9 protein-coding genes and 2 pseudogenes are annotated in these 12116 nt (G+C 72.4%); 2 read left to right on the forward strand and 9 right to left on the reverse strand.

Features of this window, described 5'->3' with window-relative positions; all coding sequences use genetic code 11:
• Nucleotides 1-2 precede the first annotated feature (2 nt).
• The 4 genes from KUM49_RS12695 to KUM49_RS12710 form a co-directional block, all read right to left on the reverse strand.
• The gene (locus KUM49_RS12695; RefSeq protein ID WP_254401145.1) at nucleotides 3-1643 is read right to left on the reverse strand and encodes a carboxyl transferase domain-containing protein; all 1641 of its coding nucleotides are present in this window, start codon (nucleotides 1641-1643) and stop codon (nucleotides 3-5) included.
• Nucleotides 1598-3274, reverse strand: a complete 1677-nt coding sequence (locus KUM49_RS12700; RefSeq protein WP_217236896.1) for an acyclic terpene utilization AtuA family protein — start codon at nucleotides 3272-3274, stop codon at nucleotides 1598-1600. Before KUM49_RS12700 ends, KUM49_RS12695 begins: the two co-directional genes overlap by 46 nt.
• A complete protein-coding gene (locus tag KUM49_RS12705) occupies nucleotides 3271-4065 on the reverse strand; it encodes a TIGR03084 family metal-binding protein (protein WP_217236897.1) in 795 nt (264 codons plus the stop codon). Before KUM49_RS12705 ends, KUM49_RS12700 begins: the two co-directional genes overlap by 4 nt.
• 72 nt (nucleotides 4066-4137) lie before the next feature.
• Nucleotides 4138-4545, reverse strand: coding sequence for a RidA family protein (locus KUM49_RS12710; protein WP_217236898.1), 408 nt, complete (start codon nucleotides 4543-4545; stop codon nucleotides 4138-4140).
• A gap of 121 nt (nucleotides 4546-4666) precedes the next feature.
• Between KUM49_RS12710 and KUM49_RS12715 the strand changes: the two genes are divergently transcribed.
• On the forward strand, nucleotides 4667-5047 hold the full coding sequence (locus KUM49_RS12715) for a helix-turn-helix domain-containing protein (RefSeq protein WP_217236899.1): 381 nt from the start codon (nucleotides 4667-4669) through the stop codon (nucleotides 5045-5047).
• A gap of 119 nt (nucleotides 5048-5166) precedes the next feature.
• Here KUM49_RS12715 and KUM49_RS12720 read toward each other — a convergent pair whose 3' ends face one another.
• The 3 genes from KUM49_RS12720 to KUM49_RS49780 form a co-directional block, all read right to left on the reverse strand.
• On the reverse strand, nucleotides 5167-6114 hold the full coding sequence (locus KUM49_RS12720; protein ID WP_217236900.1) for a DMT family transporter: 948 nt from the start codon (nucleotides 6112-6114) through the stop codon (nucleotides 5167-5169).
• A gap of 135 nt (nucleotides 6115-6249) precedes the next feature.
• On the reverse strand, nucleotides 6250-7371 hold the full coding sequence (locus tag KUM49_RS12725) for a peptidoglycan bridge formation glycyltransferase FemA/FemB family protein (protein WP_217236901.1): 1122 nt from the start codon (nucleotides 7369-7371) through the stop codon (nucleotides 6250-6252).
• Nucleotides 7372-7454: 83 nt separating this feature from the next.
• Entirely contained in the window at nucleotides 7455-7583 is a 129-nt protein-coding gene (locus tag KUM49_RS49780; protein ID WP_302185429.1) for a hypothetical protein, read from the reverse strand.
• A 72-nt stretch (nucleotides 7584-7655) separates the two neighbouring features.
• On the opposite strand from KUM49_RS49780, the pseudogene KUM49_RS12730 reads away from it, so the two are divergent.
• Nucleotides 7656-8715: pseudogene (locus tag KUM49_RS12730) on the forward strand (IS200/IS605 family accessory protein TnpB-related protein); the annotation flags it as partial.
• Here KUM49_RS12730 and KUM49_RS12735 read toward each other — a convergent pair.
• Nucleotides 8709-8980 (reverse strand): annotated as a pseudogene (locus KUM49_RS12735) (phosphatase); the annotation flags it as partial. The pseudogenes KUM49_RS12730 and KUM49_RS12735 sit on opposite strands and share 7 nt — an antisense overlap.
• A 57-nt stretch (nucleotides 8981-9037) precedes the next feature.
• Entirely contained in the window at nucleotides 9038-11896 is a 2859-nt protein-coding gene (locus KUM49_RS12740; RefSeq protein ID WP_217236902.1) for an FAD-binding and (Fe-S)-binding domain-containing protein, read from the reverse strand.
• Nucleotides 11897-12116: the final 220 nt, after the last annotated feature.

Genomic DNA, 12116 nt, shown 5'->3' on the forward strand with positions numbered 1-12116 from the left:
TCTCACATCCGGAAGACGCCGAAGCCACCGCGCGCGCCCTCGTAGGGCGCCGTGTGGATCGCGGACAGGCACAGGCCGAGGACGGTACGGGTGTCGCGCGGGTCGATGACGCCGTCGTCGTACAGCCGCCCGGACAGGAACATCGGCAGGGACTCGGACTCGATCTGCTGCTCCACCATGGCGCGCAGGGCGGCGTCGGCGTCCTCGTCGTAGGGCCGGCCCTTCGCGAGCGCGGACTGCCGGGCGACGATCGAGAGGACGCCGGCGAGCTGCTGGGGGCCCATGACGGCGGACTTGGCGCTGGGCCAGGCGAAGAGGAAGCGGGGGTCGTAGGCGCGGCCGCACATGCCGTAGTGGCCGGCGCCGTAGGAGGCGCCCAGGAGGACCGACAGGTGCGGGACCTTCGAGTTGCTGACCGCGTTGATCATCATCGCGCCGTGCTTGATGATGCCGCCCTGCTCGTACTCCTTGCCGACCATGTAGCCGGTGGTGTTGTGCAGGAAGAGCAGCGGGATGTCGCGCTGGTTGGCGAGCTGGATGAACTGGGCGGCCTTCTGGGACTCCTCGCTGAAGAGCACCCCTTGGGCGTTCGCCAGTACTCCCAAGGGATAGCCGTGCAGGGTGGCCCACCCGGTGACCAGGCTCGTCCCGTACAGCGGTTTGAACTCGTCGAAGTCGGAGGCGTCGACGATCCGGGCGACGACCTCGCGCGGGTCGAACGGGGTCCTGAGGTCGCCGGGGACGATCCCCAGGAGCTCGTCCTCGTCATACTTGGGAGGGAGGGCCGGCCCTGGATCGCCGTACGCCTTGCGGTGGTTGAGGCGGGCCACCACGCGCCTGGCCTGGTGCAGGGCGTCCGGCTCGTCGACGGCGAAGTGGTCGGCGAGGCCCGACACGCGCGCGTGCATCTCCGCGCCGCCCAGCGACTCGTCGTCGCTCTCCTCGCCGGTGGCCATCTTCACGAGCGGCGGCCCACCGAGGAACACCTTCGCGCGCTCCTTGACCATGATCACGTGGTCGGACATGCCGGGGATGTAGGCGCCGCCCGCGGTCGAGTTGCCGAAGACGACCGCGACGGTGGGGATCCCGGCGGCGGAGAGCCGGGTGAGGTCCCGGAAGATCGCGCCCCCGGGGATGAAGATCTCCTTCTGGGAGGGCAGGTCGGCCCCGCCGGACTCCACCAGGCTGATGCAGGGCAGCCGGTTGGCGAGCGCGATGTCGTTGGCGCGGAGGGCTTTCTTCAGCGACCAGGGGTTGCTGGCGCCGCCGCGCACGGTCGGGTCGTTGGCGGTGATCAGGCACTCCACGCCCTCGACGACACCGATGCCGGTGATCAGGGAGGCGCCCACCGCGTACTCGCTGCCCCAGGCGGCCAGTGGCGACAGTTCCAGGAAGGGCGTGTCGGGGTCCAGGAGCAGTTCGACGCGTTCGCGGGCGAGGAGCTTGCCGCGCTGCCGGTGCCGGGCGACGTACTTCTCGCCGCCGCCGGCGAGCGCCTTCACGTGCTCGGCGGTCAACTGGTCCAGCTTGGCGAGCATGGCTTCGCGGTTGGCCCGGAAGTCGGCGCCGGCGGTGTCCAGGGTGGAGCTGATGACCGTCACAAGAGGGCCTCCGGGATGTCCAGGTGGCGGGAGCGCAGCCATTCGCCCAGGGCCTTGGCCTGCGGGTCGAAGCGGTGCCGGGCGGCGACGCCCTCGCCGAGGATGCCCTCGACGAGGAAGTTGAGGGCGTGCAGGTTGGGCAGGGCGTGCCGGGTGACGTTCAGTTCACGGCTTTCGGGGATCAGCTGCCGGAACCGGTCGGCGGTCAGTTCGTGGGCGAGCCACCGCCAGGCGTCCTCGGTGCGGGCCCAGACCCCGACGTTGGCGTCCCCGCCCTTGTCCCCGCTGCGGGCGCCGGCGACCAGGCCGAGCGGGGCGCGTCGCAGCGGCCCTGCGGGGAGCGGCTCGGGCAGCGGTGGCTCGGGAACGCTGTCGAGTACGAGGGTGTCGTGGGCCGGTGCCACGGGGATCCGGCGGCCGTCGTGGAGGACGGCCACCTGGCCGACGTCGGTGTGCGGGACGTGGGCCGCCTCGAAGACCCCGTAGGGCGTGCCCTTGCCCGGGGGTGCCAGCACGTGGAAGCCTGGGTAACTGGCGAGCGCCAGCTCGACGGCGGCTCCGCTCAGCACCCGGCCGACGCTCTCCTGGACGGGGTCCCGCACGACGAGCCGCAGCAGCGCGCTCGCGGTCTCCTCGGAGTCGGCGTCGGGCCGGTCGGTGCGCACGAGGTCCCAGTCGACGTGCTCGGGGCGGGACGTGGTGAACGCGGCCCGCATCTGCTGCCGCACCAGCGCCGCCTTGGACTCGATCTCCAGCCCGGTGAGGACGAAGACGACCTCGTTGCGGAAGCCGCCGAGGCGGTTGACGCCGACCTTGAGCGTCGGAGGCGGGGCCTCGCCCCGGACGCCGTCGATCCGCACCCGGTCGGGGCCCTCCTGGGTGAGCCGTGCGGTGTCGAGGCGGGCGGTGACGTCCGGTCCCGGATAGCGGGCCCCGGCCGTCTCGTACAGCAGCTGGGCCGTCACCGTGCCGAGGTCGACCAGGCCGCCGGTGCCGGGGTGCTTGGTGATGACGCTGTCGCCGTTCTCGTGGAGCTCGGCGAGGGGGAAGCCGGGGAGGGTGGCGCCGCCCTCGCCGAAGAAGGCGTAGTTGCCGCCGGTGGCCTGGGCGCCGCACTCCAGCACGTGCCCCGCGACGACGGCCCCCGCCAGCTTGTCGTACTCCTGCGGCCCCCAGCCGAAGTGCGCGACGGCGGGCCCGGTGACCAGCGCGGCGTCCGTCACCCGCCCGGTGACGACGATGTCCGCGCCCTCCCGCAGACAGGCCGCGATGCCGAAGCCGCCGAGGTAGGCGTGGGCGGCGAGGCTGTCCGGGTACCGGTCCTTCAGGTCGTCGCCCTCGACGTGCGCGACCCGGACGGGGATGCCCAGCCGCTCGGCCAGCTCCCGTACGGCACGGGCGAGTCCGGCCGGGTTGAGCCCGCCGGCGTTGGCGACGATCCGCACGCCCCGCTCGTGTGCGAGCCCCAGGCAGTCCTCCAGCTGGCGCAGGAAGGTGCGGGCGTAGCCGGTGCCCGGGTCCTTGAGCCGGTCCCGGCCGAGGATGAGCATCGTCAGTTCGGCGAGGTAGTCGCCGGTGAGGACGTCGAGTTCGCCGCCGGTGAGCATCTCGCGCATCGCGTCGAAGCGGTCGCCGTAGAAGCCGGAGGCGTTGCCGATGCGCAGGGGTGTCACCGGCCGGCTCCTTCGGGGGCGCGTCCGGTGCCGGGCGGGCCCGCGAAGGCCTGGGCGACGTCCAGCCAGCGGTCGGCGTCGGGGCCGTCGGCACGCAGGGCGAGGTCGGCGCGGTGGGCCCGCTGGGTGACCAGGAGACAGAAGTCGAGGGCGGGCCCGGTGACGCGCTGAGCGGCCTCTTCGGGCCCGTACGACCACATGTCACCGCCCGGGCCGGTGAGTTCGACGCGGAACTCCCCGGCCGGCGGGGTCAGTCCGTGCGCCCCGAAGGCGAAGTCCCGGGTGCGCACGCCGATGCGGACGACGTGCCGGAGCCGGTCGGTGGGGGTGCGGGTGGCTTGCAGCGCGTCCGCGACGTCCTGGCCGTGGGCCCAGGTCTCCATCAGGCGGCCGGTGGCCATGGAGGCCGCGGACATGGGCGGGCCGTACCAGGGGAAGCGGGCGCCGGGCGGTGCGGAGCGCAGGGCCGCGTCGAGTGCGGTACGGCCCTCGCGCCACCGGGAGAGCAGGTCTGCGGGCGCGAGCCGGGCGCCCTCCTCCGCGCCCTCGTCGACGAAGGAGCCGGGGGCGGCGAGCGCCTTCTCCACCAGGCCCCGGAACGCGTCCTCGTCGGTGACCGCGAGCAGCGCCGAGCGGTCGGTCCAGGCGAGGTGCGCGATCTGGTGGGCGATGGTCCAGCGGGGGGCGGGGGTGGCGAGGTCCCATTGCTCCGGGCTCAACTCGGCGACGAGCCGGTCGAGTTCCTCGCTCTCGGCACGCAGGTCTGCGAACACGGGCGTCGGGTCGGCCATGGGGGGAGCATGGCAGCGGGCCCAGAAACAAGCAAGCATGCTTGCATGAATTTCCGCGAGGGACTTTGGTTCTCAGTCGACGACCGCGGTCGCCTCCACCTCCACCAGGTGCTCGGGGATGTCCAGTGCGGCGACGCCCAGCAGGGTGCCCGGGGGTACGGGGGTGACGCCCAGCTTCGCGGACGCCCGAGCGACGCCTTCCAGGAACAGGGGCATCTTGTCGGGGGTCCAGTCGACGACGTAGACGGTCAGTTTCGCCACGTCGTCGAAGGATGCGCCGATGCCGGCCAGGGCGGTGCCGACGTTGAGGTAGCTCTGCTCCACCTGGGCGGCGAGGTCGCCTTCGCCGACCGTCACCCCGTCGGCGTCCCAGGCGACCTGCCCGGCGATGAAGACCAGCTTCGACCCCGACGCGATCGACACCTGGTGGTAGACGTCGATCTCCGGCAGTCCGCTGGGGTTGACCAGGGTGATGGCCATGGTGTCCGCCTTCTCGTCATGAGAGCCCGAAGGCCCGTTCACTCTCTTGTGGTTACTCAGGAACCATAGGAGAGTGGTCGCTGACGTGGAAGAACGCACTTTTCGGTGACTGGGGAACCTGATGGTGACCAAGCAGTTCAAGGGCTCGCCCGAGGACGCTGACCTGACGCGCGCGGACTCTCTGGCGCGGGAGATCTTCTCGGACGTCGCCAACAAGTGGGCGCTTCTGATCATCGAGACGCTCGGCGATCGCACCCGCCGCTTCGGTGAGCTGCGGAACGAGATCGAGGGGATCAGCCACAAGATGCTCACCCAGAACCTGCGCATGCTGGAGCGCAACGGCCTGGTCGAGCGGACCGTGTACCCCACCGTGCCGCCACGGGTCGAGTACACCCTCACCGAGGCGGGCCAGGGCCTGCGGAAGACGGTCGACGGGATGTGCGACTGGACCCATCAGTACCTCGGTCACATCGAGGCCGCCCGCCACCGCTTCGACGGCTGACGGGGCGGCAGTACACCGCCGACAGGCCCCTTCGCCTTGGCGGGCCGGCTGACCTCGGCCTGAAGTGTCGGGGAGCCCGGCCGCCTGGCCGCCCGGTGACGCGACCGCCGTGCTCGGGCTCAGCCGTCGAGGGTCTTCGGCCTCCCCCGTCCCACCTGCGTCCGCACCGCCCCCATGCTCGCGGCGATGACGAGGGCGATCGCGGCGGCCTCCGGCACCGTCAGCGCCTGGTTGAGGATCAGGAAGCCGGCAGCCGCGGCGATGGCCGGTTCCAGGCTCATGAGGATCGCGAACGTGGAGGCGGGCAGGCGGCGCAGGGCGAGGAGTTCGAGGGTGTAGGGCAGGACGGAGGACAGGAGGGCGACCGCCGAGCCGAGGGCGATCGTCGTCGGGTCGAGGAGTTTCGTGCCCGCCTCGGCCATGCCCAGGGGGAGGAACAGCAGGGCGGCCACCACCATGGCCAGCGCGAGTCCGTCCGCCTTCGGGAAGCGGCGGCCCGTACGCGCGCTGAAGACGATGTACGCCGCCCACATGGCGCCCGCCCCCAGCGCGAAGGCGACGCCTGCGGGGTCGAGGTCACTGAAGCCTCCGCCGCCGAGGAGGAAGACGCCCGCGAGGGCGAGGCCCGCCCACACGAGGTTGAGCGCGCGGCGGGAGGACAGGACCGACAGGGTGAGGGGGCCGAGCACTTCCAGGGTGACGGCCGCACCCAGCGGGATGCGGTCGACGGCCTGGTAGAAGAGGCCGTTCATCGCGGCCATGGTGACGCCGAAGACGACGACCGTGCCCCAGTCCGCGCGGGAGTGGCCGCGCAACCGGGGCCGGCAGATCAGCAGCAGCACGAGTGCCGCCGCCAGCAGACGCAGGGTGACCACGCCGAGCGCGCCGGCCCTCGGCATCAGCAGCACGGCGAGCGCGCCGCCGAACTGCACCGAGACGCCCCCGGCGAGCAGCAGCCCCACCGGCCCGAGGGAGCCCCGGCGCTGCGGGGTGCCGTCCGGAGCGGGCGCGGCACCGACCGGCGTCGGAGTGCTGGAGGGGGTGGTGGCTGCGCTGGGGGTGCTCACGGTGCCTTCCGGGGCGGCTCGGGGTTCGTACATCTCACTGTACTCCGGAGTCCACAGTAATGGACTGCGCCAGGTGTGTGAACCCCTTACGCAACTGTCTCACCCAGGGCGCGTCGCCGCAGCGGACCCGAGGGGCTACCGGCGGGACATGTACAGACCCAGCGCCTTGTGCAGCAGCCGGTTGACCGGGAAGTCCCACTCCCCCAGGTACTCGACGGCCTCACCGCCCGCGCCCGCCTTGAAGCGCAGGAGACCCAGGAGGTGGTTGGACTCCTCCAGCGTGTCGGTGATGCCCCGGAAGTCGTAGACGGCGGCGCCGAGTTCGTGGGCGTCGGTCATCATGCGCCACTGCATGGCGTTGTTGGGCTGGACCTCGCGCTTGCGGCTGGTGGAGGCGCCGTACGAGTACCAGACGTGGTCGCCGACGGTGAGCATGGTGGCGGCGGCGAGGACGTCGCCGTCGTGATGGGCGAGGTAGAGCCGCATGCGGTCGGGGTGCTCGGCGGTGAGCGCGGTCCACATGCGCTGGAAGTAGGACAGCGGGCGCGGAAGGAAGCGGTCGCGCTCGGCGGTCTCCAGGTACAGCCCGTAGAAGGCGGGCAGGTCCTCCTCACCGCCGCGGACGACCTTCACCCCGGCCTTCTCCGCCTTCTTGATGTTGCGCCGCCACTGCTGGTTGAGGCCGCCGTGGATGTCCTCCAGCGACCGTCCGGCGAACGGCACCTGGAAGACGTACCGGGGCTGCCCGGCCGCGAAGCCGCCCTCGCTCCCGGACGCGGTCCGCTGCCAGCCGGCCCGCAGCAGCCGCCCCGCCACGTCGACGGCACGCGGTTCGTACGACGTCGCCTCCGCGTCCCCGAGCCGTCGCGCCGCCGGATCGGCGATCGCCGCCTTCACCGCGTCGGCACCCCATCGGCGTACGACGACGGGCGGGCCCATCCTGACCGAGAAGGCGCCCTGTCCCTTGAGGTGGGCGAGCATCGGGTCCAGCCAGCGGTCGAGATCGCTCGCGTACCAGTCGATCAGCGGTCCCTCGGGCAGGTACGCGAGGTACTTCTTCAGCTTCGGCACCGGCCGGAACAGCGCGAGCCCGGCCCCCACCAGCCGCCCCTCCTCGTCGAACCACCCCAGGCTCTCCGCCCGCCAGTCCGGCTTCACCTCACCCCAGGAGGGGACCTGCATGTGGCTGGCGGAGGGGCGGGCCGCGACGAAGGCGAGATGTTCGTCGCGCGAGACGGGCTGGACGCGGAGGGGCATGCGCGGGACTCCTTGGCGGTGGCAGGGCCCGCCAGCCTATGAAGTGCGGCAGCCCATGTCCGTGAGGCTCGAGTCGCCCTCGGTCATCGCACCCCGGCCGGCCCCTCCGCACGGGTGAAGGCGAGGATGTCCGGGGCCGCTTCCCGCAGGCGTGTCGTGTCGCGCGCCTCGGCCGTGGGGTCGCTTCCGGCGGGGAACTGACGTTCTTTCATCGAATACGTGACCTTCCTGTGGGGTGCTCCTTTGTCATGGCGACAGGGTTCTTCGGGCGGGAGCGTGACGGGGTGGGTGAGCTGAGGAGCGTTGCGGAGCCGTTCGTCGCGCCCGGTCCTGATGGTGTGGCCGTGCGGACCTGTCTCAAGCACCTGACGCCCGGCGATGAGAAGGTGCTGCGTCTGGTGGGCGCGATCTGGGGTCGCTGGCTTCGAAGGACCTCAAGACGCGGTGCCGGGACGGCCTGGAGCACTCCACTGAGGCGTGGGCGGTGCGTAAGCGGGAGCTGACGCCGCTGTCGTCGTCCCGGTGGGCGGGCAGCATCACCAAGCCACGCACGACCAGTGGGCGCTGGCCCGCCGCTGCCAGCTCGCACACATCCACACCCTGGAAGCCGGCGTCCGCACCATCGAGCACCGGCTGTCCCAGCCGGTCGGGCAGAAGTGGACGAGGAAGACGCCCGGGGGCTACCGGTCCGAGCGGGAATGGCACGCGAAGTCAAGGCGCCTGCGGGTACTGGAGGACCGGCTGGCTGCCGCGCGGGCCGACCGCGAGGCCGGCATCGTCCACGTCGCACGCGGCGGCAAACGCCTGGCCCGCCCCCGGCACCACTTGGAGGCGGCTCAGCTGACGGAGTCCGCGTGGCGTGGGCGCTGGGAGGCGGAGCGCTGGTTCTGCCAGGCGGACGGGGAGTCCGGGAAGCGGTACGGCAACGAGACGATCCGGGTCAGCCCCGACGGGGTGGTGAGCCTCAAACTGCCCGCACCGCTGACGCATCTGGCCAACGCCCCGCACGGACGGTACGTCCTGGCCTGCCGGGTCACGTTCGCGCACCGGGGCGAGGAGTGGGCGGATCGCGTCGCGGCCAACCGGGCGATCGCCTACCGCATCCACCTCGATACCGGCCGGGACCGCTGGTATCTGACCGCGTCCTGGCAGTTCCCGCCCAGCCCCGCCCTCCCGATCGAGGCAGTGCTCGCCCACGGCGTGATCGGCGTCGACATGAACGCCGACCACCTCGCCGCCTGGCGCCTCGACACCCACGGCAACCCCACCGGCAGCCCGCGCCGCTTCTTCTACAACTTCACCGGCACCGCCGAACACCGTGACGACCAGGTACGGCACGCCCTGTAGACGCCGGAGCGGACGTCCTCGTCCTCCAGTGTGTGCAGGGCGGTCAGGCACTCCCCCGGATCCTGGTCCGGGGCCACCGCCGCGAAGGTCTCCATCGGCCGGGTCCGCAACGCCACCCGGTGGACCTCGTCGGCGTCCAGGCCGTACCGGCCCGCCCACGTCCCCCAGACCCGGCGCTGGTTGTCCACGGCGTCGATCACGTGCCGTCGACATCGAAGAGGACGTACTTCCTGGGGCGGGGCCGTACAGACTCACGGGTCACGCCGTGATCATGCCAGGGAGCCCGCGGCCCGGTCATTGCCCTTCCCGGCCTCGTCCTTCAAGCCCCTTCAAGCCCTTCCGCCAGCACCTCCGCCACATGCCGCCCCCGCACTCCCGCCAACTGCTCCAGCTGCGTCCGGCACGAGAACCCGTCCGCCAGCACCACCGCGCCCTCGCCCTCCGCCGCTCGTGCCGCGGGCAGCAACCGCTCCTCCGCGCACGCGGCCGACACCTCGTAGTGGCCCTTCTCGAAGCCGAAGTTGCCCGCGAGTCCGCAGCAGCCGCCGGCCAGCTCGCCGGTGAGGCCGGCGGCCTCGCGCAGGCGGCGGTCGGGGGCATCGCCGAGTACCGCGTGCTGGTGGCAGTGGGTCTGGCCGGTCGCCGGGCGGTCCAGGCGGGGCGGGGCCCAGTCGGGGGCGAGGCGTTCCAGGGCCTCGGCGAAGGTCAGGATCCGGGACGCCAGGAGGGCGGCCCGGGGGTCGTCGTGGAGGAGTTCCGGCAGGTCCGTGCGGAGAGCGGCCGCGCAGCTGGGTTCCAGGACGACGACCGGGGCGTCCGACTCCAGCACCGGCGCCATCAGGTCCAGCGTGCGGCGCATGACCGTACGGGCGCGGTCGAGCTGGCCCGTCGAGACATAGGTCAGCCCGCAGCAGACGCGGCTTCGCCGCATGCTCAGCAGGGAAATCGCGGCCTTCGACGTGCCGTCCCCCACGGGTCGCACGCGCATCCGCAGCGTCGGCGGCAGCGCCACCCGCAGGTTCGCCGCCTCCAGTACGCGTACGGCCGCCCGGCCCACGGACGGCGACAGGTGCTCGGTGAAGGTGTCCGGCCAGAGGATCACCAGAGCCCCGGAGCCGCCCACAGACTCTCGCCTCCTCCACCACCGGCTGAACGTCTCCGTGGCCACCCGCGGAATCTCCCGCTCCGCCGCGATGCCGCCCACCCGTTTCGCCGCCCACGCGAACGGCCGCACGGCGGAGAGCGCGTTGACCACGGACGCCGTACGCGTACGGGCCACCGCCCGCAGCCACACCGGCAGCCACCCCATGCTGTAGTGCGCGAGCGGGCGTCGCCGCCCGGCGTAGTGGTGGTGGAGGAACTCCGCCTTGTACGTGGCCATGTCGACCCCGACCGGGCAGTCGGACCGGCAGCCCTTGCAGGACAGGCACAGGTCGAGGGCGTCCCGGACCTCCTTGGACCGCCAGCCGTCGGTGACCAGCTCGCCCGCGAGCATCTCGTGCAGCAGCCGGGCACGCCCGCGTGTGGAGTGTTCCTCCTCTCCGGTGGCCCGGAAGGACGGGCACATGACAGCAGCCCCGGACGCCGACGTCGTACGGCATTTCGCGACCCCGACGCACCGGCGCACGGCCGCCGAGAAGTCGCCGCCGTCCGCCGGGTAGCCGAAGGCCACGTCCACGCCGCGCGGGAGCACGGAGAAGCGGAGGTTGGTGTCGAGCGGGGCGGGGCGGACCAGCATGCCCGGGTTGAGGAGGTCGTCCGGGTCCCAGAGCGCCTTCGCCCGCTCGAACAGGCCCACCAGTTCCTCGCCGTACATGCGGGGCAGCAGCTCGGCCCTCGCCTGCCCGTCCCCGTGCTCCCCGGACAGCGAACCGCCGTGGGCCACGACCAGCTCGGCCAGCTCCTGTGAGAAGTGCCGGAAGCGGGCGATGCCCGGGTCCGTCAGGAGGTCGAAGTCGATGCGGACGTGGATGCAGCCGTCCCCGAAGTGGCCGTACGGCGTGCCGCGCAGCCCGTGCGCCGTCAGCAGGCCCCTGAAATCCCGCAGGTAGGCGCCCAGCCGGTGCGGGGGCACCGCGCAGTCCTCCCAGCCGGGCCAGGCCTCGGAGCCGTCCGGCATCCGGGTCGCCGTGCCGCTCGCGTCCTCGCGGATGCGCCACAGCGCCCGCTGCCCGGCGGGGTCCGTCACCACGAGCGCGTCGACGACGTCCGCCGCGCGCACGATCGCCTCCGCACGCGCGCGGGCCTGCGATTGCGTGTCACCGCCGGTCTCCACGAACAGCCAGGCCCCGCCCCGGGGCAGGTCGGCCGTGGAGCGGACGAGGTCCGCCGCCATGCCCTCCACGGTGAGCGGCCCGTGGGGCAGCAGTCCGGCAGCCGCCTCCGCCGCCGCGCCTTCGTCGGCGTAGGCCAGCACGGCCAGGGCACGCGCGCGTGGCGCCCGGACCAGCCCCACGACCGCCTCCGTCAGGACGCCCAGCGTGCCCTCCGAACCGCAGAGGGAACGGGCGACGTCGGCGCCGTTCTCGGGCAGCAGCGCGTCCAGGGCGTAGCCGGAGATGCGGCGGGGCAGCTCGGGGAAGCCGGTGCGGAGCATCGACAGGTGGCCGTCCACCAGCTCCCGCAGGCCCGTCGGGGCGCCCGCCCACCCCTGTCCGGGCCGCAGCCGCTCTCCGCGCGCGGTGAGCACGGACAGCTCCCGCACGCTGTCCGCGGTCGTGCCCCAGGCCACCGAGTGCGAGCCGCAGGAGTTGTTGCCGATCATCCCGCCGAGGGTGCAGCGGCTGTGGGTGGAGGGATCCGGGCCGAAGCGCAGACCGTGCGGGGCGGCGGCCTCCTGGAGGCGGTCCAGGACCAGCCCCGGCTGCACGACCGCGGTGCCCGCCTCCGGGTCGAGGGACAGCAGCCGGTTCATGTGCCGGGTGAAGTCCAGGACGACGCCCGTGCCCGTGGCCTGCCCGGCGATCGACGTCCCGCCGCCGCGGGCCACGACCGGCACGCCGTGTTCCCGGCACACGGCGAGTACCGCCGCCACGTCGTCGGCGTCCCGTGGGGCCACTACGCCGAGCGGGACGCGCCGGTAGTTGGACGCGTCCATGGTGACCAACGCCCGGGAGGTGACGTCGAATCCGACCTCGCCCCGGACGGTCTTGCGCAGAGCGGCCTCAAGATCCGTCATGCACCCATGGTGCATCCCGCCACCGACGACGAGGCCGGTTGTCCACAGGCGGGATGTCGTTCCATGACCGGGCCCAGGCCACATTTCGAATACGGAATGCGTTCCTTCCCAATTCGATCAGAAAGTCTCCTATAGTGACCGCCAGTTGAGCGCCTTGAACGCACAGTGTTGATACCCGCCTGCCCAGAACCACCCATACACACACCAAGGACCCGACCGA

The sequence above is a fragment of the Streptomyces sp. AC555_RSS877 genome (assembly GCF_019049245.1).
Classification (GTDB): domain Bacteria; phylum Actinomycetota; class Actinomycetes; order Streptomycetales; family Streptomycetaceae; genus Streptomyces.